18 protein-coding genes and 1 other RNA gene are annotated in these 19,140 nt (G+C 59.2%); 11 read left to right on the forward strand and 8 right to left on the reverse strand.

What is annotated here, in order from left to right:
* Positions 1-200: 200 nt before the first annotated feature.
* Positions 201-2,117 (reverse strand): molecular chaperone DnaK, encoded by a 1,917-nt coding sequence (dnaK, locus tag AC07OG_RS22500; protein ID WP_060541189.1) that lies wholly within the window; start codon positions 2,115-2,117, stop codon positions 201-203.
* A 102-nt stretch (positions 2,118-2,219) separates the two neighbouring features.
* Complete coding sequence (gene grpE / locus AC07OG_RS22505; protein WP_060541188.1) at positions 2,220-2,786, reverse strand: nucleotide exchange factor GrpE; 567 nt, start codon at positions 2,784-2,786, stop codon at positions 2,220-2,222.
* Positions 2,787-3,028: 242 nt separating this feature from the next.
* Here grpE and recN point away from each other — a divergent pair, with 242 nt between their 5' ends.
* A complete protein-coding gene (gene recN, locus AC07OG_RS22510; RefSeq protein ID WP_060541187.1) occupies positions 3,029-4,702 on the forward strand; it encodes a DNA repair protein RecN in 1,674 nt (557 codons plus the stop codon).
* 75 nt (positions 4,703-4,777) lie between these two features.
* Here the strand turns inward: recN and fur are convergent, their stop codons facing one another.
* Positions 4,778-5,182 (reverse strand): ferric iron uptake transcriptional regulator, encoded by a 405-nt coding sequence (gene fur, locus AC07OG_RS22515; RefSeq protein WP_060541186.1) that lies wholly within the window; start codon positions 5,180-5,182, stop codon positions 4,778-4,780.
* 97 nt (positions 5,183-5,279) lie between these two features.
* Here fur and AC07OG_RS22520 point away from each other — a divergent pair, with 97 nt between their 5' ends.
* Positions 5,280-5,807 (forward strand): outer membrane protein assembly factor BamE, encoded by a 528-nt coding sequence (locus AC07OG_RS22520; protein WP_060541185.1) that lies wholly within the window; start codon positions 5,280-5,282, stop codon positions 5,805-5,807.
* A gap of 61 nt (positions 5,808-5,868) precedes the next feature.
* Here AC07OG_RS22520 and AC07OG_RS22525 read toward each other — a convergent pair whose 3' ends face one another.
* From AC07OG_RS22525 to AC07OG_RS22535, 3 genes are read right to left on the reverse strand one after another with little or no spacing between them, the layout of a single operon-like run.
* Positions 5,869-6,183, reverse strand: coding sequence for an RnfH family protein (locus tag AC07OG_RS22525; RefSeq protein WP_495068132.1), 315 nt, complete (start codon positions 6,181-6,183; stop codon positions 5,869-5,871).
* Positions 6,176-6,610, reverse strand: coding sequence for a type II toxin-antitoxin system RatA family toxin (locus AC07OG_RS22530; RefSeq protein WP_060541183.1), 435 nt, complete (start codon positions 6,608-6,610; stop codon positions 6,176-6,178). Before AC07OG_RS22530 ends, AC07OG_RS22525 begins: the two co-directional genes overlap by 8 nt.
* A 7-nt stretch (positions 6,611-6,617) precedes the next feature.
* The gene (locus AC07OG_RS22535; protein ID WP_495068133.1) at positions 6,618-8,021 is read right to left on the reverse strand and encodes a sodium-dependent transporter; all 1,404 of its coding nucleotides are present in this window, start codon (positions 8,019-8,021) and stop codon (positions 6,618-6,620) included.
* A gap of 118 nt (positions 8,022-8,139) precedes the next feature.
* Here AC07OG_RS22535 and smpB point away from each other — a divergent pair, with 118 nt between their 5' ends.
* A complete protein-coding gene (gene smpB, locus AC07OG_RS22540; RefSeq protein WP_007915208.1) occupies positions 8,140-8,622 on the forward strand; it encodes an SsrA-binding protein SmpB in 483 nt (160 codons plus the stop codon).
* Positions 8,623-8,673: 51 nt separating this feature from the next.
* Here smpB and AC07OG_RS22545 read toward each other — a convergent pair whose 3' ends face one another.
* Positions 8,674-9,441, reverse strand: coding sequence for an FCD domain-containing protein (locus AC07OG_RS22545; protein WP_060541181.1), 768 nt, complete (start codon positions 9,439-9,441; stop codon positions 8,674-8,676).
* Positions 9,442-9,702: 261 nt separating this feature from the next.
* Between AC07OG_RS22545 and AC07OG_RS22550 the strand changes: the two genes are divergently transcribed.
* From AC07OG_RS22550 to ssrA, 8 genes are all read left to right on the forward strand, one after another.
* Positions 9,703-11,397, forward strand: a complete 1,695-nt coding sequence (locus tag AC07OG_RS22550) for a lactate permease LctP family transporter (protein WP_060541180.1) — start codon at positions 9,703-9,705, stop codon at positions 11,395-11,397.
* Positions 11,398-11,546: 149 nt separating this feature from the next.
* The gene (locus AC07OG_RS22555) at positions 11,547-12,371 is read left to right on the forward strand and encodes a (Fe-S)-binding protein (protein ID WP_060541179.1); all 825 of its coding nucleotides are present in this window, start codon (positions 11,547-11,549) and stop codon (positions 12,369-12,371) included.
* A complete protein-coding gene (locus AC07OG_RS22560; RefSeq protein WP_060541178.1) occupies positions 12,368-13,822 on the forward strand; it encodes a LutB/LldF family L-lactate oxidation iron-sulfur protein in 1,455 nt (484 codons plus the stop codon). Before AC07OG_RS22555 ends, AC07OG_RS22560 begins: the two co-directional genes overlap by 4 nt.
* Positions 13,822-14,493 carry a LutC/YkgG family protein gene (locus tag AC07OG_RS22565; RefSeq protein ID WP_495068134.1) on the forward strand — a complete coding sequence of 224 codons (672 nt, stop codon included), beginning with the start codon at positions 13,822-13,824 and terminating at the stop codon, positions 14,491-14,493. Before AC07OG_RS22560 ends, AC07OG_RS22565 begins: the two co-directional genes overlap by 1 nt.
* Positions 14,490-17,300: an FAD-binding and (Fe-S)-binding domain-containing protein gene (locus AC07OG_RS22570; protein WP_495068135.1), complete on the forward strand. Its 2,811-nt coding sequence runs from the start codon at positions 14,490-14,492 to the stop codon at positions 17,298-17,300. The genes AC07OG_RS22565 and AC07OG_RS22570 overlap by 4 nt, the downstream gene beginning before the upstream one ends.
* Positions 17,301-17,503: 203 nt before the next feature.
* The gene (locus AC07OG_RS22575; RefSeq protein WP_060541175.1) at positions 17,504-17,776 is read left to right on the forward strand and encodes a PA2433 domain-containing protein; all 273 of its coding nucleotides are present in this window, start codon (positions 17,504-17,506) and stop codon (positions 17,774-17,776) included.
* Between the two features lie 380 nt (positions 17,777-18,156).
* The gene (locus tag AC07OG_RS22580) at positions 18,157-18,435 is read left to right on the forward strand and encodes a PA2433 domain-containing protein (protein ID WP_218425517.1); all 279 of its coding nucleotides are present in this window, start codon (positions 18,157-18,159) and stop codon (positions 18,433-18,435) included.
* 95 nt (positions 18,436-18,530) lie between these two features.
* Positions 18,531-18,927, forward strand: a transfer-messenger RNA (tmRNA) gene (gene ssrA / locus AC07OG_RS22585).
* 21 nt (positions 18,928-18,948) lie between these two features.
* Here ssrA and AC07OG_RS22590 read toward each other — a convergent pair.
* Positions 18,949-19,140 (reverse strand): hypothetical protein (locus AC07OG_RS22590; protein ID WP_495068136.1); only part of this gene is annotated, 192 nt, incomplete at its 5' end.

Consider the following 19,140-nt stretch of genomic DNA (forward strand, 5'->3'; position numbering starts at 1 on the left):
CAACGATCCTGGTCTTTGTTTCAAGATGGCACTTTCGGCTCGGAAAGCAGGAGCATTCCCGGCCATGCCAGCAGCATTCGAACGTTGTCGCATGCTGTAAAAATTCGCGTATTCCAGATACGCCAACGCGGGAGCAAGCTCCCGCGCGGCGACATCCTACCAGTCACTGCCCAAAGGCAGTCAACCGGCCGACCAACAACTTACTTGTGGTCTTTGACTTCTTCGAACTCGGCATCGACAACGTCGTCAGCCTTTTCAGCCGATTCGCCTTGCGGTGCAGCGCCTTCAGCAGGCTGGGCCTGTTCGGCGTACATCTTCTGCGCCACTGGAGCGGAGACTTTCGACAGCTCTTCAACCTTGGCGTCGATTGCAGCCTTGTCGTCGCCTTTGACGGCGGCTTCCAGGGCAACTACGGCAGCTTCGATTGCAGTCTTCTCTTCAGCGGTCACTTTATCGCCAGCGTCGGAGACCATTTTGCGAGTCGAGTGAACCAGCGCGTCACCCTGGTTACGGGCTGCAGCCAGTTCTTCGAACTTGCGGTCTTCCTCGGCGTTAGCCTCGGCATCACGCACCATGCGCTCGATTTCTTCGTCGGACAGACCGGAGTTGGCCTTGATCACGATCGACTGAGTCTTGCCGGTAGCCTTGTCCTTCGCACCAACGTGCAGGATGCCGTTGGCGTCGATGTCGAAGGTCACTTCGATCTGCGGCACGCCACGTGGAGCTGGTGGAATGTCCGCCAGGTCGAACTTGCCCAGAGACTTGTTCTGCGCGGCTTGCTTACGCTCGCCCTGCAGCACGTGAATGGTCACGGCGCCCTGGTTGTCGTCGGCAGTCGAGAACACTTGCGATTTCTTGGTAGGAATCGTGGTGTTTTTCTCGATCAGCGCGGTCATCACGCCACCCATGGTTTCGATACCCAGGGTCAGCGGGCTGACGTCGAGCAGCAGAACGTCTTTCACGTCACCGGCCAGTACCGCACCCTGGATAGCAGCACCCATGGCAACCGCTTCGTCCGGGTTGACGTCTTTACGAGCTTCTTTACCGAAGAACTCGGTTACCAGCTTCTGAACCAGTGGCATACGGGTCTGACCGCCCACCAGGATCACGTCGTTGATCGCGCCAACGTCGATACCGGCATCTTTCATGGCGATGCGGCAAGGTTCGATGGTGCGCTGAACCAGGTCTTCCACCAGCGCTTCGAGCTTGGCGCGGGAGATCTTCACGTTCAGGTGCTTCGGACCGGTGGCGTCTGCAGTGATGTACGGCAGGTTCACGTCGGTCGACTGGCTCGAGGACAGTTCGATCTTGGCTTTTTCAGCGGCTTCTTTCAGGCGCTGCATGGCCAGCGGATCACCCTTGAGGTTCATGCCGCTTTCTTTCTTGAATTCGTCGACGAGGTAGTCGATCAGACGAATGTCAAAGTCTTCACCGCCCAGGAACGTGTCACCGTTGGTAGCCAGTACTTCGAACTGGTGCTCGCCATCGACTTCAGCGATCTCGATCACGGAAACGTCGAAAGTACCGCCGCCCAGGTCATAAACGATCACGGTGTGATCGCCCTTGGCCTTGTCCATACCGTATGCCAGAGCGGCTGCGGTTGGTTCGTTGATAATACGTTTTACGTCCAGACCCGCGATGCGGCCGGCGTCTTTGGTCGCCTGACGCTGGCTGTCGTTGAAGTAAGCCGGAACAGTGATCACTGCTTCGGTGACTTCCTCGCCGAGATAATCTTCGGCGGTCTTCTTCATCTTCTTCAGAATTTCAGCCGAGATTTGTGGCGGCGCCATTTTCTGGCCGTTCACTTCAACCCAAGCATCGCCGTTGTCAGCCTTGGCGATTTTATAAGGGACCATCTGGATGTCTTTCTGCACAACTTCTTCGTCAAAACGACGACCGATCAGACGCTTCACCGCGTACAGGGTGTTATGCGGATTGGTCACAGCCTGACGCTTGGCCGACTGGCCAACCAGGATTTCGCCATCGTTGGCGTAAGCGATGATCGACGGCGTGGTACGCGCGCCTTCAGCGTTTTCAATAACTTTGGCCTTGCCGTTTTCCAGCACGGAGACGCAGGAGTTGGTAGTCCCCAGGTCGATACCGATAATTTTGCCCATGTTCACTCTCCCGAAACTTTGGATTTGGTTGCCGCAGCAGTGGTGGCTAACTGCGGTAGCACTTAAACGCTTGACTTATAAATGGGGGCCTTGCGGCGGATTTCAAGCCTGCTCATCAATAGAAGGCGAAACCGGCGCAGGCGCCTTGCTGACCACGACCATCGCCGGGCGCAGCAGGCGGCCATTGAGCTGATAGCCCTTCTGGAACACCTTCAGCACGCTGTTCGGCTCCACATCGGCGCTTTCCTGCATGGCCATAGCCTGATGCTGAACGGCGTTGAACGGTTCGCCATGCGGATCGATCGCTTCAAGCTGATAACGCTTGAGGGTGTCATGGAACATTTTCAGGGTCAGCTCGATGCCTTCGCGCATCGGACGGATGCTTTCGTCGTCCGGGCTGGACAATTCCAGGCCGCGCTCCAGGCTGTCGACGATCGGCAGCAGGTCACCGGCGAATTTTTCCAGCGCGAACTTGTGAGCCTTCTCCACATCCTGCTCGGCGCGACGGCGGACGTTCTGCAGATCGGCGGCTACACGCAAAGCCTGATCCTGAGCGCCTGCCAGTTGCTCTTCGAGCACTTGTACACGAGCCGCCAGGTTCTCACCCGAAGCCTCGGGCGCCTGGTTGGCGTCTGGGTTTTGCGTATCCACTGTCTGTTCGTCAGCCATAGATTTCTCCTTTCAATATCGTCCGCGAGCTTAACTCGCGCTTCTGCCCAGCTATATGGGGCCGTGAAATCCGGCTTCAAGGGGGGAACAAAAGATTAACCCCACAAAAAACAACTGCATTGTCATGCCAGGCAGCGATAAGGGTTTCGTCGGCCCAAGCAAATCGAGCTAACCAGGGGCATTGTCAGCGCGAAACAAAACACTGTATAAATAACCAGACCTTATGCCTGGGAGCGGCCCTTATGCTGGTGCACCTGTCCGTACACAACTACGCCATCGTTGAACATCTCGACCTCGAACTCGATCGCGGGATGAGCGTGATCACCGGGGAAACCGGCGCGGGCAAGTCGATCATGCTCGATGCACTGGGCCTGACCCTGGGTGATCGCGCCGATAATGGCGTAGTCCGCCCCGGCGCCGACAAGGCCGACATCCTGGCGACTTTCGATCTGGCCGATATTCCGGAAGCCGCCGCGTGGCTGGCCGAGCGCGACCTCGAAAACGACGGCCCGTGCATTTTGCGCCGGGTGATCACCTCTGAAGGGCGCTCACGGGGCTACATCAATGGCACGCCCTGCCCGCTTGGCGACCTGAAGGCCCTGGGCGAGCTGTTGATCGACATCCACAGCCAGCATGAACACCAATCGCTGCTCAAGACCGACACCCACCGCCGACTGCTCGACGAGTACGCCGGCGCCACGGACCTGGCCCGCCAGGTACAGCTTGCCGCCCAACGCTGGCGCCAGACCCGCCAGGAACTGGAGCGCCTCTCCAACTCCGGTGACGAGCAGCGTGCACGACATCAACTGCTCAGCTACCAGCTCGAAGAGCTGGAAAACCTTGGCCTGGGTGATAACGAACTGGAACAGCTGGAACAGGAACACAAAAACCTGACCAATGCTGAAACCCTGCTCGGGATCTGCCGGCAGGTGGTCGAACAATGCAGCGAAAGCGACTCAGGCAACGTCCTCAATGCCCTCACCGCCAGCCTCAACCGCCTGTCGAGCATCAATAGCTCTATCGGCGCACTGGGTGAAGCCAGCAGCCTGCTGACCAGCGCGCAGATCCAGGTAGAAGAAGCCGTCGGCGAACTGAACCGCTTCCTCGACAACTTCGACGCCGATCCGTCACGCCTTCAATACCTCGAAGAGCGCCTCGATGCGATCTACACCCTTGCACGCAAGCACCGCATCCAGCCGACTGAAGTCGCCGAGATGCAGCAAAAGCTGCTGGATGAAATCGAAACCCTGAATGCCAACGACGAATCCATCGAGCGTCTGAGCGATGAACTGTCCTCCTATGCGCGTCACTATCAGGAAAAGGCCCGGGAACTGAGCGACCTGCGTCATCAGGCCTCAAGCAGCCTGGCCAGCGCCGTGGAACAGGAAATCCAGCGCCTGGGCATGCCCGGTGGCCGCTTCACCATCGAGTTGCGCCCCAACAGCAGCAATGAGCTTTTGCCCAACGGCCTGGAACAGGTGGAACTGCTGGTCAGCGCCAACCCCGGGCAACCATTGAAAGCCCTGGCCAAAGTGGCATCCGGTGGTGAACTGTCGCGGATCAGCCTGGCGATCCAGGTGATCACCGCGCAGACATCCCGCGTACCAACGCTGGTATTCGATGAAGTGGACGTCGGCATCGGCGGCCCGACTGCCGAAATCGTCGGCCAGTTACTGCGTAGACTCGGAGAACGGGGCCAGGTGCTGACCGTCACGCACTTGCCGCAAGTGGCGGCGCAAGGTCATCAACATTTATTTGTGCACAAGGTACGGGGCGAGGATGCCACGCGCACAGCTGTCTCCAAACTGAGCAAAAACGACCGCGTCGAAGAAGTGGCGCGCATGCTGGGCGGTATCGACCTCACCAAGGAATCCCTGGCGCACGCGAAAAAAATGGTCGTAACGGCAAAAATTTGAGATGCACAGAAAGCACGAAGGCGACCCTGGGGTCGCCTTCGTTCGTTTCGCGAACCTTGGGTTCGCGCGACATGCTTACTTTTTCTTGCGCACGTACAGCACCAGATTGTGATCCACCAGATCGACACCGTGCTCTTCGGCAATTGCCTTCTGGAGCTTTTCGATTTCCGGGCTGATGAATTCCACAACCTCACCGGTTTCCACGTTGACCATATGGTCGTGGTGGCCACCGTCGGCCAATTCGAATACCGCATGGCCACCGTCGAAGTTGTGACGGACCACGAGGCCAGCCGCTTCGAACTGGGTCAGTACACGGTAAACAGTGGCCAGACCTACGTCCTCTCCAGCTTCCATCAACGCCTTGTAGACGTCCTCGGCACTCATGTGGCGCTGCTCGGTAGAGTCGAGCATTTGCAGAATCTTGACCCGTGGCAGGGTCACTTTGAGGCCGGCTTTGCGTAGTTCGCTATTTTCAACCATGGTCAGCTTTCTCGCGATGCTGCTTCGCAGCTTCTCTTAATGCGGGTATGATCGGCGTTTACGTTGTCCCAGCCAAGATAGTGGAAGTCGCCCACCGATGCAAAACACCAAGCTCTTGCTAACCAGTTTCACCTTTGTGGGACTGCTCGCACTCGCCGGTTGTTCATTCCCCGGGGTTTACAAAATCGACATCCAGCAGGGCAATGTCGTCACGCAGGACATGATAGACCAGTTACGCCCGGGAATGACCCGAAAGCAAGTACGGTTTATCATGGGTAACCCTCTGCTGACCGACACGTTCCATGCCGATCGCTGGGATTATCTGTATAGCCTGCAACCGGGTGGCGGTGAACGCCAACAAGAACGCATTAGCGTTATTTTCAACCCAAATGACCAGCTTGTCAGCCTTTCTGGTGATTTCATGCCAGGGGTGAGCCGTGACGAGGCCATTCTCGGCAAGGACAGCGGCACACCAGTCGCTGCGCCAGTAGAAAACGTCGAGCAGCCGAAACCGGAAAAACCGGTCAAGCCAGGCTCGTTGCTGGATCAGATCCAGAAGGACGTCGACGGCGTAGAAACCGTTCCAGTCCCGACGCCAGAACCGCTGGACACTTCGCCGCAATAATTTGCGACGCAATAAAAAACCCGGCATGTCCGGGTTTTTTTATTGCCTGCATTTCGGCAAATCACTGATTTCGGGCTTTGGCCTCGGCAGCCTTCGCGGCGCGCAGCCGTCGCACTTCTTTCGGATCGGCCAGCAAGGGCCGATAAATTTCGATGCGATCCCCGGCCTCTACCAGCCGACTGTCGGGATCGACGATAAATTTACCGAAGATACCCACAGGGCAATCGGCCAGATTCAGCTCGGGGAACTCCTTGCCAACCCCGGACCCGAGTACAGCAGCCCGCACGGTCGTTCCCACCGGCACCGCTACCGACACAAGCACCTGGCGCTCCACGGCGGCATACACCACTTCGATCTCGATCACGGCCTCAACCATGTATTTGCTTGGCACGCTGACAGAACGCATCCATCAGCGTGTTCGCCGCCTGATTGAACAACGGCCCCAACGTAGCGCGAACGATCGGCCCGGCGTAATCGAACGAGAGGTCCAGGCTGATTTTGCAGGCTTTGTCGGTCAGCGCCTTGAACACCCAGATGCCATGCAACTGGGTAAATGGGCCTTCCTCAAGATGCATCTCGATCGATTGCCCGGGCACCAGGGTGTTACGTGTCACGAAATGCTGGCTGAGTCCGCCCTTGGCCACCCCGACGCTCGCCCGCATATGCTCGGGGGAGCTTTCCAGGACTTCCGCCGACGAGCACCACGGCAGAAACTCCGGGTATCGCGCTACGTCATTGACCAGGTCATACAGCGCTTGCGCCGGATAAGGCAGCAGGGCCGAACGTTGAATGTGTGTCGTCATGTCAGCGTCACTTCCACAGCTGGGCGGCAAACACTACGAGAATGCCGATTGGCGCCACATAGCGCATCAAAAACAAGGACAAGCTGAACAATGCCGGGTTGCGGATCGACAATTCGTCGCGCACCGCTTCGCGCCCCATTATCCAGCCTGCAAACACCACGAAACACAAACCGCCAAGGGGCAACATGAGTCGCGAGGTGAAGAAATCGATCACGCCAAAGAAGTCCAGACCACCGGTTGCTCCCCACTGATAGAGATGGAACATCCCGCCTTCGTTCACGAAGAACTTCGCTTCCTTCCAGATATTGAAGGAAAACACGGTACCCAGACCGACAAACCAGCAACTGAATGCCAGCCAGAAAGTGACCCACGCCCTGCTTACTTTAGTGCGCTCCACCAGGTAAGCCACCATGGGCTCCAGCAAGGAAATGGCTGAACTCCAGGCCGCCACCGCCACCAGCAGGAAGAACACAACACCCATCAATTGGCCGAAGGCTACGTTACCGAATGCGAACGGCAGGCTGACGAACATCAGGCCCGGGCCTTCGCTCGGGTTCAGACCCGCAGCGAACACAATCGGAAACAATGCCAGGCCGGCCACCAGAGATACGAAGGTATCAAGCAAGGCCACGCCGACGACAGTGCCGGAAAGCGACGAACTCTTCGGCATATAGGCGCCATAGATCATGATCGAACCGACGCCCACGCTCAGGGAGAAGAATGCGTGACCCATCGCCGGCAGCAGGCCGTCGAGCACCTTTTCCGGGTGGAAGTCGAACATGAAGTGCACGCCTTCCATGAAATGCCCGGTGGTCATGCTATAGCCCAGCAGCACCAGGATCATCACGAACAGCAACGGCATCATGATCCGCAAGCTGCGCTCAAGGCCGGCAACCACGCCTCTGGCGATCACCACGGCGGACAGCAGCATGAAAATCGTGTGCCAAAGTGTCAGGCGCCACGGATCCGCGATGACATTGCCAAAGTAGGCACCGACCTGATCCGCCGTCACGCCCTGGAAATCGCCGCGCCCCATGTCGATGATGTAGTCCAGCGACCAGCCGCCCACCACGCTGTAGAAAGACAGGATCAACAATGCCGTGATCATCCCGGCAAATGCGCCCCAGGACCATTTGCCCGAATGCCCCGCCTCGACCGCCAGCATCTTCAAGGCGTTGGCCGGACTCTGCCGGGCACGCCGGCCGATCAGGGTTTCCGCCAGCATAACGGGCACACCGATGAGTGCGATACAGGCCAGGAACATCAGCACAAAAGCGCCGCCGCCATAGACGCCGACCATGTAGGGGAATTTCCAGATACTGCCCAGGCCCACGGCCGAACCGGTCGCGGCGAGTATGAAGACCCAGCGGCTAGCCCAACTGCCGTGGACAGAAACCTTGTCTGTCGACATCGTTAACACGCCCAAGCGTTCAAAAAAGAGGGCGCATTGTCCGGGATTCAATCAACCTGCTCAAGCACGTAGCAACACCGTAGCCGACTCTGTTGTAACTCCCTATAATGCCGCCCCTATGGCTAAACAGAAGAAACACCCAACAGGGACCATCGCGCAAAATAAAAAAGCGCGACACGATTACTTCATCGAACACAAGTTCGAGGCTGGTCTGGTCCTGGCCGGCTGGGAAGTAAAAAGTTTGCGGGCAAGCAAGCTGCAGCTCGTTGACAGTTACGTACTGCTCAAGGATGGCGAAGCCTGGCTGCTTGGCAGTCACATTACGCCTCTGATGACGGCCAGTACCCACGTCATCGCTGACCCGGTGCGCACGCGAAAATTGCTGCTCAACCGGCGCGAGCTGGAAAAGCTGGCGGCCGCCGTGCAGCAAAAGGGTTACGCCTGCGTATGCCTGTCCTGGTACTGGAGCAAGCACATGGTCAAGTGCGAGATCGCTCTAGGCAAGGGCAAGAAGGAATACGACAAGCGCGATACCGAACGCGAACGCGACGCCGGTCGTGAGTTGCAGCGTGCTGTGCGCAACAAGGGCAAGGAAGACTGACCCTCCTGCCCTGATCGTTCCCACGCTCTGCGTGGGAACGATCACTATAGGTCACATCCCCTTGCGTCGCTCCGCCCGAGCCATGCGCTGCACTTCCTGACGCACTTCTTCCAGCACTTCCTGTACATACAGAATGTGTCGGCTGGAGACTTCCCGCGCCTGCTCAGCCCGCCCTTCGATAATCGCCTGGTACAACTCCCGATGCTGCGTGATCAGCATGTCGCGGGTTTCAGTGCGCTGCTTGTACATGCCGCCGATGTTCGTCACCACGTTGCGCTTGAGCAGATCGAACAACCCGCGAATGGTGTGCAGCAGCACTGCGTTGTGGCTGGCTTCGGCGATTGCCAGATGAAAACTGGCATCCGCCGCGCCCTCTTCGGCACGACTCACCTCATCGTGGCGGGAGTAGCAGTCCTGTAATTGATTGAATGCGGCGGTGAGCCGTTCGCGGTCGACGTCGGTGGCACGCAACGCCGCGTAATAGGCACAGGACGCTTCCAGCGTATGACGAAACTCCAGCAGATCGCGCTGAGCCTCGGGATTACTTTCCAGCAGTTGCAGCAATGGATCACTGAAGGTCGTACCCAGGGACTCCACCACATAATTGCCGCCGCCCTGACGACTGACCAACAAACCCTTGGCCGTCAGTTTCTGGATGGCTTCGCGCAGCGAAGGGCGTGACACGCCGAACTGCTCGGCCAGCGCGCGCTCGGCCGGCAGGCGCTCACCGGCCTTTAGCGTGCCCTCGAGAATCATTCCCTCAAGCCGCTCGACAATATCGTCAGACAAACGGCGCTGACGAATCTGATCAAACCCCATAACAAAATTTCTCCACGATCCGACGACTCGCCGGGGCTCTATTCTGGCCTATCGGCGCGTCGCCAGCACCTACCTCAGCGCATTTGCCCACGTGCTACAGACGAGTCGCGGACGGCGCATTCGACAAAAGTTTTAGGGCGGCAAATTGACACACCACCTACAAGGCTTTTACCCTAGCGAACAGCGATTGTAAATTGGTATTACCAATTAACCAAGACCGCCCATCAGTGCCTGACCAACAACAATTAGGGGCCACCCCATATGCAAACCTGGCAACAGCTCTACAGCCCGCTCGGCAGCCTCGGCCTGTCCGCACTCGCCGCCGTTATCCCCATCGTGTTTTTCTTCCTGGCCCTGGCCGTGTTTCGCCTCAAAGGCCACGTGGCCGGCAGCATCACCCTGGCCTTGTCGATTCTGGTGGCGATCTTCGCTTTCCATATGCCGGTCGACATGGCATTAGCCGCCGCCGGTTACGGCTTCGCCTACGGTCTGTGGCCGATTGCCTGGATCATTGTGGCGGCGGTATTCCTCTACAAATTGACGGTCAAGAGCGGTCAGTTCGAGGTGATCCGCAGTTCGGTGCTGTCGATCACCGACGACCAGCGCCTGCAAGTGTTGCTGATTGGCTTCTGCTTCGGCGCCTTCCTGGAAGGTGCCGCCGGTTTCGGCGCGCCGGTGGCGATTACCGCCGCGCTGCTGGTCGGGCTGGGCTTCAACCCGCTGTACGCCGCAGGCTTGTGCCTGATCGCCAACACCGCTCCGGTCGCGTTCGGCGCCCTGGGTATTCCGATCATCGTTGCCGGACAAGTGACCGGCATCGACGCCTTCAAAATCGGCGCCATGACCGGCCGGCAACTGCCGCTGCTGTCGCTGTTCGTACCGTTCTGGCTGGTGTTCATGATGGATGGCCTGCGCGGCGTGCGCGAAACCTGGCCGGCAGCACTGGTCGCCGGCTTGAGCTTCGCCGTGACCCAGTACTTCACCTCGAACTTCATCGGCCCGGAACTGCCGGACATCACTTCGGCCCTGGCCAGCCTGATTTCCCTCACGCTGTTCCTGAAAGTCTGGCAACCGAAACGCGCCGCAGGCCAGCACATCGCCGGTGCCGTGTCAGCCTCCGTGGTAACCGCCAGCGTCGGTGGTTTCGGCCAGAAGCGCAGCACCGTGGCTTCGCCCTACAGCCTCGGGGAAATTATCAAGGCCTGGTCACCGTTCCTGATCCTCACTGTACTGGTCACCATCTGGACCCTGAAACCGTTCAAGGCGATGTTTGCCGCGGGCGGCTCGATGTACAGCTGGGTATTCAACTTCGCCATCCCGCACCTGGATCAAATGGTGGTCAAGGTTGCCCCGATCGTGGCGACGCCGACGGCCATTCCAGCGGTGTTCAAGCTGGACCCGATTTCCGCGACCGGCACGGCAATCTTCTTCTCCGCGCTGATCTCGATGGTGGTCCTGAAGATCAACCTCAAAACTGGTCTTACCACTTTTAAAGAGACCTTCTACGAGTTGCGCTGGCCGATCCTGTCCATCGGCATGGTGCTGGCGTTCGCCTTCGTCACCAACTACTCGGGCATGTCATCGACCATGGCCCTGGTATTGGCCGGCACAGGTGCAGCCTTCCCGTTCTTCTCGCCGTTCCTCGGCTGGCTGGGTGTGTTCCTGACAGGCTCCGATACTTCGTCCAACGCCCTGTTCAGCTCGTTGCAGGCCACCACTGCGCACCAGATCGGGGTCAACGACACCTTGCTGGTGGCGGCGAACACCAGCGGCGGCGTGACCGGCAAGATGATCTCGCCACAATCGATCGCCGTGGCTTGCGCCGCGACTGGCCTGGTGGGCAAGGAATCGGATCTGTTCCGCTTTACCCTCAAGCACAGCCTATTCTTTGCAACAATCGTCGGCTTGATCACGTTGGCTCAGGCCTACTGGTTCACCGGCATGCTGGTGCATTAAGGGCTACAGGAAACACGGACAAAACCGACGCCGGGCCAAACCTCCGGCGTCAGCTATTCATACCCCGGTCTGTAAGGCTGCTGAACGTTTCCCTTTCAATATTCAGCAGCCTCGACGGACGCATAACCGGGACCACCCGGAGACGCCTGATGAGCGAGCTTTTCTACAACGCTGTGCCGAACGCGACCCGCGTCGCCCCGCCACTGCCCGAGCCTCGGCAATACCCCAGCGAGAAACCGTCACGGGTCTACCTGTTCGGGACCTGCGTGGTGGATTTGTTTTATCCGCAAGCCGGGATGGACGCGATCCACCTGCTGGAGCGCGAAGGCATTCGTGTCGACTACCCGCAGGGGCAGAGCTGTTGCGGGCAACCGGCCTACACCTCGGGTTACACTGAGCAGGCCCGGACCGTGGCGCGCTCGCAATTGGCGCTGTTCGCCGGGGACTATCCAGTGGTGGTGCCGTCGGGCTCCTGCGCAGGCATGTTGCGCGAGCACTACGCCGACTTGTTCAAGGACGAGCCGGACACGCTGAAACAGGTTCAGGCGCTGGCTGCCAGGACCTATGAGCTGGCCGAGTTCCTGCTGTTCGTGTGCAAGGTGCAGCTCAAGGACAGCGGCGCTCCCGTGAAAGTGGCGCTGCACACCTCGTGCTCGGCACGCCGCGAGATGAATACCCACCTGCACGGCCGCGAATTGTTGGCGCAGTTGAGCAATGTGGAGCGGGTCAACCACGAACACGAAAGCGAATGCTGTGGCTTCGGCGGGACTTTCAGCGTCCGAATGCCGGACATTTCCGGCGCCATGGTGGCTGACAAGACCCGGGCGCTGAAGGAATCCGGAGCGCACCAGGTACTGAGTGCCGACTGCGGCTGCTTGATGAACATCAACGGCTCGCTGGAGAAACAGCAGGAAGCGTTACGCGGTCAGCATCTGGCCAGCTTCCTCTGGCAGCGAACCGGAGGTGCCCGATGAGCGCTTCCACGATTATTCCGACAGTTGCAGTAGAAGAAGACTTTCGCACCCGCGCCCACAACGCGCTGGGTGATGCGCAATTGCGGGGCAACTTCCGCAAGGCGATGGATTCACTGATGACCAAACGGGCAGCGGCTTTCAGCGATGCCCACGAAAGAGAACATTTACGCGCACTGGGCAATGCTGTTCGCGCCCGTGCGTTATCCAAGTTGCCAGACCTGCTCGAACAACTGGAACAGAACCTGACCCGCAACGGTGTGACAGTGCACTGGGCGGAAACGGTGGACGAGGCCAATGGCATCGTCCTTTCGATCATCCGCGCTCACGAGGGGCGGCAAGTGATCAAGGGCAAATCGATGGTCAGCGAAGAAATGGAGATGAATCACTTCCTCGCTGAACAGGGCATTGAATGCCTGGAATCGGACATGGGCGAATACATCGTCCAGCTCGACCACGAGAAGCCTTCACACATCATTATGCCGGCGATCCACAAGAATGCCGGTCAGGTCGCGTCCTTGTTCCACGACAAACTTGGCGTGGAATACACCAAGGACGTTGACCAACTCATTCAGATCGGTCGCAAGGTCTTGCGGCAGAAATTCTTCGAAGCGGACATCGGCGTCTCCGGCGTCAACTTCGCCGTGGCCGAAACCGGCACCCTGCTGCTGGTGGAAAACGAAGGCAACGGCCGCATGACCACCACGGTGCCACCGGTGCACATCGCGGTCACCGGTATCGAAAAGGTTGTGGAAAACCTGCGCGACGTGGTGCCGCTGCTGTCGCTGCTGACCCGCTCGGCCCTCGGCATCCCGATCACCACCTACGTCAACATGATCTCCGGCCCGCGCAAGGAGCACGAGCTCGACGGGCCTCAGGAAGTGCACCTGGTACTGCTCGACAACGGTCGCAGCCAGGCCTTTGCCGACAGTGAATTGCGCCAGACCCTCAATTGCATCCGCTGCGGCGCCTGTATGAATCATTGCCCGGTCTACACCCGAATCGGCGGCCATGCCTACGGCGAGGTTTACCCAGGGCCTATCGGAAAAATCATCACCCCGCACATGGTTGGCCTGGCCAAAGTCCCGGACCACCCGAGCGCCTCTTCGCTGTGCGGTGCCTGCGGCGAAGTGTGCCCGGTAAAAATTCCGATCCCTGCACTGCTGCGTCGCCTGCGTGAGGAAAACGTCAAGGCACCGGACAGCCCTCATCAAGTGATGCGCGGCCAGGGCAGCAAGTATTCGCGCAAGGAACGGTTCATCTGGAACGCCTGGGCGAAGCTGAACAGCTCGCCGACGCTGTACCGCCTGTTCGGCTTTTTCGCCACCCGCCTGCGCGCCCTCACCCCGAGCAATGTCGGCCCGTGGACGCAAAACCACAGCGCGCCGAAACCCGCTGCCCGCTCACTGCATGACATGGCCCGCGAGCACCTGGCCAAACAGGGAGACCGTTGATGAGCGCCAAGCAAAACATCCTCGCCAAACTGCGTAAAAGCCTGACAGGCACTACGCCGATGGCTGACAACTTCGACGTCGATCTGGTGACGCAGCCCTACACCTACGCGCCAGAACAACGCATCGCCCAGCTGCGCAAACTGATGGAAGCGGTGCACACGGAAATCCATCTGACGTCCGGCGAAGCATGGCCAGCGCTGTTGGCGAGATTGCTGCAGGAGCGCCAATTGCCGAGCCTGTTGATCGCACCGGGCACCGCTCACGGTCAGCGAGTCACTCAACATTGGGCGAGTCATCCTGAGCTGCCGACGCTCAAAGCCTACGACCGGCCTATCGAAGAATGGAAAGCCGAACTGTTCAACGACACCCCGGCGAGCCTCACCGGCACCCTCGGCGCAATCGCAGCGACAGGCAGCCTGATTATCTGGCCGACCCGGGAAGAACCGCGTCTGATGAGCCTGGCGCCACCGGTGCATTTCGCCCTGCTCAAGGCCAGTGAAATCCGCGACAACTTCTATCAGGTGCAGCAGGAATTCGAATGGGCACAGGGCATGCCGACCAATGCACTGCTGGTATCCGGCCCGTCGAAGACCGCCGACATCGAACAGGTGCTGGCGTACGGCGCTCACGGACCGAAAGACCTGGTGGTTCTGATCCTGGAGGATAAATGAGTCTACCGGCGGCTTTTCTGCGAGATGCGCAGCAACTGATTCCCAAGGCGCGGCGTTTCGACGATCCGCTGTCGACGCTGGCGTTCGGTACCGATGCCAGCTTTTATCGACTGATTCCGCAACTGGTGATCCGCGTCGAGTCTGAACAAGAAGTGGTAACGCTTCTGCGACTGGCCCAGCGCGATCGGGTTGCGGTGACCTTCCGCGCCGCTGGCACCAGTCTCTCCGGCCAGGCCATCAGCGACTCGGTATTGATCGTGCTTGGGGATAACTGGAACGGTCGCGAGATTCGCGGCCAAGGCACCCAGATTCGCCTGCAACCGGGGGTGATTGGCGCGCAGGCCAACGCCTGGCTGGCGCCGTTCGGCCGCAAGATCGGTCCCGACCCGGCCTCGATCAACGCCTGCAAAATCGGCGGCATCGTCGCCAACAATGCCAGCGGCATGTGCTGCGGTACGGCGCAGAACACCTATCACACCCTGGCCGGCATTCGCCTGGTCCTCGCCGACGGCAGCTGCCTCGATACCGAAGACGCCGCCAGTGTCGCGGCGTTTCGACAGAGCCACGGTGCGTTGCTGGAGCAACTGGCGACACTGGGTCGCGAGACCCGCGCCAACACCGAACTGGCTGCGAAAATTCGCCACAAGTACCGCCTGAAAAATACCACTGGCCTGTCACTTAATGCCCTGGTGGATTACGACGAGCCTGTGGATATCTTGAGCCACCTGCTGGTGGGTTCCGAAGGCACCCTGGGTTTCATCAGTGCCGTGACCTACGACACAGTGATCGACCACCCGAACAAAGCCTCGGCGCTGATCGTGTTCCCGGATGTGGAAACCTGCTGCAACGCGGTAAGCGTGCTCAAAAGCCAACCGGTCTCGGCCGTGGAATTGCTCGATCGCCGTAGCCTGCGCTCAGTGCAGGACAAACCAGGCATGCCGGCTTTCGTACAGCAACTGTCGAACAATGCCTGCGCGCTGCTGATCGAATCCCGCGCCGCGTCGTCCACGCTGCTGCATGAACAGCTGGCGCAGATCATGGCGTCGCTCGCCGGGTTCCCGGTAGAAAAACAGGTCGACTTCACCGAAGACTCGCTGGAAAACGCAAGGCTCTGGGCGATCCGCAAGGACACCTTCCCCGCTGTCGGCGCGGTGCGCAAAACCGGCACCACGGTGATCATCGAAGACGTGACCTTCCCGGTCGAACAACTGGCCATCGGCGTCAACTGCCTGATCGAGCTGTTCGACAAACATCACTACGACGAAGCGATCCTTTTCGGACACGCCCTGGAAGGCAATCTGCACTTTGTCTTCACCCAAGGCTTCAACAATCCGCAGGAAGTCGCACGCTATCAGGCGTTCATGGACGACGTGGCGCAGTTGGTGGCAGTGGAATTCGGCGGTTCGCTGAAGGCTGAACACGGCACCGGGCGTAACATGGCGCCCTTCGTCGAACTGGAATGGGGCAGCGACGCCTACCAGTTGATGTGGCAACTCAAACGCCTGCTGGACCCCAACGGTATTCTCAATCCGGATGTGGTGCTCAGTGACGATCCGCAGATCCACCTCAAACACCTCAAGCCGCTGCCGGCCGCCGATGAGATTGTGGATAAGTGCATCGAATGCGGCTTCTGTGAACCGGTCTGCCCTTCCAAAGGCCTGACCCTGAGCCCGCGCCAGCGCATCGTCATCTGGCGTGACATCCAGGCGAAGAAGCGCGCCGGAGTCGACACCTCCGAACTCGAAGCGGCCTACGAATACCAGGGCATCGACACCTGCGCCGCCACAGGCCTGTGTGCACAACGCTGCCCGGTAGGCATCAATACCGGCGAGCTGGTGAAAAAACTTCGCAGCCGTAAGGCCACGCATACGAAAACCGCCAACTGGCTTGAAGGAAACTTCGCCACGGCGCTGCAAGGCGCGCGGTTCACCCTGCACGTGGCCAACGGCGCACGGATGCTGTTGGGAGCACCACGACTGGCCAGACTCAGCGCGACGATGAATAAACTGTCCCACGGGCAGATCCCGCTGTGGACCAACGCCATGCCACAGCCTGAACGGGCGATCCGTTTCAGCCCGACGACAACCGATGCGCGCCCACGGGTGGTGTATCTGGCCGCATGCGTGTCCCGGGCCATGGGCCCGGCGGCGGGCGACAAGGAACAAATGTCGCTGCACGACAAGACCCGCGGCCTGCTGGAAAAGGCCGGATTTCAGGTGGTCTACCCGGACAACCTCGACAGCCTTTGCTGCGGCCAGCCGTTCGCGTCAAAAGGCTACGCCGAACAGGCCGAACACAAACGCCAGGAACTGATCGGAGCACTGCTGCACGCCAGTCGCGGCGGACTCGACCCCATCTACTGCGATACCAGCCCGTGCACCCTGCGTCTGGTCCAGGACCTGGGCGACGTGCGTCTGGATCTGTACGACCCGGTGCGCTTCATCCGCACACACTTGATGGATCGCCTGCAGTTCACCCCCCAGGACGCGCCGATTGCCGTACACGTGACCTGCAGTACCCAGCACCTCGGCGAAAGCCAGGCGCTGATCGATCTGGCGCGCAAGTGCAGCAAAAACGTGGTGATTCCCGAAGGCATTCATTGCTGCGGCTTCGCCGGCGACAAGGGCTTCACCACGCCGGAGTTGAACGCGCACTCCTTGCGAACACTCAAGGACGCGGTGCAGCAGTGCAGCGAAGGGATTTCCACCAGCCGCACCTGTGAGATCGGCCTGACACAACACGGCGGCATCGACTATCACGGTCTAGTCTATCTGGTGGACCGCGTTACCCAAGCCAGAGCGCTGTGATAGCAAGACCTCAAGGAAGGTGGATTGTTGGACCTTGCTCGATGCTTCTTGCCGGAATTGACAACCTTACAGCAGAAAAAACAGAACCCTGACGTGCCGCCGCAGTCCACTGATCAAGTCCCGCAAATGCGGGGCTTTCCCAATACTCGGCAGCCCGACTTGATGGCCAGCGATACCTGGCCCTTCAGCTCAAGGAGATACACATGAATCGTTCTGTGCTGTTAGGTTTGTTCATTACTGCTTCCATGATGGCTTCCCCTTCGTTTGCCGCAGAAGACCTTTGCGAGGTCAACCTGAAAACCATCGAAAACGGCAAGGCACAGGTTCCTCCGGAAATGACTGACCAGGTAAAGGCCTCCGTCGAGAAAGCCAAGGCCGAGCAGGCAAAAGGCACCCAGGAAGGCATTGACGCTTGCATCTCCGAGACCACTCAAACCATCGCCGATGTCACGAATGCAAAAAAAGGCTCGAAGTAACCCGGTTCAAGGCCAACCTTCGGGTTGGCCCTCCGAGCCTCGGTGGCGCACATCCCCCGGCCCCCCCTTCGAAGACATTCGTCCCCTGCCAGCGCTGCCTTATCAGACAGTCAGCCCAGCGTTTTTCCAAACGAACCGAATTCCCGCGCAGCGTCGAAGTCTTCTAAACAGCCCCGATCCATCATGTAAAGCTGTAGTCGGGCAACACACCCTGTGGCGAGGGGGCTTGTCGGACCGCCGCACCGCCCCGTTCGGCTGCGAAGCAGTCGCAAAACCGCTACACACGATGTACCTGACCTGATACCCCCCATGGCAGTTTTTTCGACCAAGCCGCGCCCCCCCTGACGCAGCCCCGAAAAAATCAGCCCAAGGAGAAAACCATGAAACCTGCCTCACTTGCTGGCCTGCTCACCACTTGCGCAATCCTCGCCTCCCCTGTGTCCGCCGCCGACAACACCCTCTGTACGAGCAAGCTCCAAGAGCTCAACAACAAAGTCACCGCACTGCCAGCAACCTCCACAAACACCACAATGGAGATCAAACGACTGCTGTCCAGCGCCCAAGCATCACAAGCCGCCGGTGACGACACCAAATGCGTCACCGAAGCCAGCCAGGCAATGGCCCTCGCTGACCAACAGACCAACGCAGCCACCCCATGATCTGTGATGCCCAACCTTTCGGGTTGGCCTTCTCACGCGTGTTGGCGTACACTGCACAGGCCTGTTGCTCATTTGATTCACCGAGCATCAGGCTCGGGGCCGTTTAGGATTCGACGCCGGTTGCGAAACTTTAGGTGCATGCCGAGTTGGTAACAGAACTCGTAAATCCACTGTTGCAACTACTTATAGTTGCCAATGACGAAAACTACGGCCAGGAATTCGCTCTCGCTGCGTAAGCAGCCTTAGCCCTGAGCTTCTGGTACCTTCGGGTCCAGCAATCACCAGGGGATGTCTGTAAACCCAAAGTGATTGTCATATAGAACAGAATCGCCGTGCAGTACGTTGTGGACGAATCGGCTAAAACTTACACAACTCGCCCAAAGCACCCTGCCCGTCGGGTCGCTGAGGGTTAACTTAATAGACACGGCTACGCATGTAGTACCGACAGCGGAGTACTGGCGGACGGGGGTTCAAATCCCCCCGGCTCCACCAATCGAAGCTGACAAAGCCCGCCTAGTGCGGGCTTTGTTGCATCTGGGGTTTGGCAATCGATGGCTCCTCCTTGTCGCAGGTGGCTTGCCAGCGAAGACGCCAGCCGCAGGTGACAATCCGGCACAAATAGATCCGTCCCCTTTTTGCTTTTTGGTCCGTCCCCTTTTTGGTCCCGGCCCACCAACCAAAACTGGCAAAGCCCGCCCAGTGCGG

The organism is Pseudomonas sp. GW821-FHT09H03 (assembly GCF_059415945.1).

Excerpts from the sequence above, each read along its gene's own strand:
- dnaK (WP_060541189.1), bottom strand. The coding sequence starts at position 2,117 with ATGGGCAAAATTATCGGTATCGACCTGGGGACTACCAACTCCTGCGTC.
- grpE (WP_060541188.1), bottom strand. The coding sequence starts at position 2,786 with ATGGCTGACGAACAGACAGTGGATACGCAAAACCCAGACGCCAACCAG.
- recN (WP_060541187.1), top strand. The coding sequence starts at position 3,029 with ATGCTGGTGCACCTGTCCGTACACAACTACGCCATCGTTGAACATCTC.
- fur (WP_060541186.1), bottom strand. The coding sequence starts at position 5,182 with ATGGTTGAAAATAGCGAACTACGCAAAGCCGGCCTCAAAGTGACCCTG.
- AC07OG_RS22520 (WP_060541185.1), top strand. The coding sequence starts at position 5,280 with ATGCAAAACACCAAGCTCTTGCTAACCAGTTTCACCTTTGTGGGACTG.
- AC07OG_RS22525 (WP_495068132.1), bottom strand. The coding sequence starts at position 6,183 with ATGGTTGAGGCCGTGATCGAGATCGAAGTGGTGTATGCCGCCGTGGAG.
- AC07OG_RS22530 (WP_060541183.1), bottom strand. The coding sequence starts at position 6,610 with ATGACGACACACATTCAACGTTCGGCCCTGCTGCCTTATCCGGCGCAA.
- AC07OG_RS22535 (WP_495068133.1), bottom strand. The coding sequence starts at position 8,021 with ATGTCGACAGACAAGGTTTCTGTCCACGGCAGTTGGGCTAGCCGCTGG.
- smpB (WP_007915208.1), top strand. The coding sequence starts at position 8,140 with ATGGCTAAACAGAAGAAACACCCAACAGGGACCATCGCGCAAAATAAA.
- AC07OG_RS22545 (WP_060541181.1), bottom strand. The coding sequence starts at position 9,441 with ATGGGGTTTGATCAGATTCGTCAGCGCCGTTTGTCTGACGATATTGTC.
- AC07OG_RS22550 (WP_060541180.1), top strand. The coding sequence starts at position 9,703 with ATGCAAACCTGGCAACAGCTCTACAGCCCGCTCGGCAGCCTCGGCCTG.
- AC07OG_RS22555 (WP_060541179.1), top strand. The coding sequence starts at position 11,547 with ATGAGCGAGCTTTTCTACAACGCTGTGCCGAACGCGACCCGCGTCGCC.
- AC07OG_RS22560 (WP_060541178.1), top strand. The coding sequence starts at position 12,368 with ATGAGCGCTTCCACGATTATTCCGACAGTTGCAGTAGAAGAAGACTTT.
- AC07OG_RS22565 (WP_495068134.1), top strand. The coding sequence starts at position 13,822 with ATGAGCGCCAAGCAAAACATCCTCGCCAAACTGCGTAAAAGCCTGACA.
- AC07OG_RS22570 (WP_495068135.1), top strand. The coding sequence starts at position 14,490 with ATGAGTCTACCGGCGGCTTTTCTGCGAGATGCGCAGCAACTGATTCCC.
- AC07OG_RS22575 (WP_060541175.1), top strand. The coding sequence starts at position 17,504 with ATGAATCGTTCTGTGCTGTTAGGTTTGTTCATTACTGCTTCCATGATG.
- AC07OG_RS22580 (WP_218425517.1), top strand. The coding sequence starts at position 18,157 with ATGAAACCTGCCTCACTTGCTGGCCTGCTCACCACTTGCGCAATCCTC.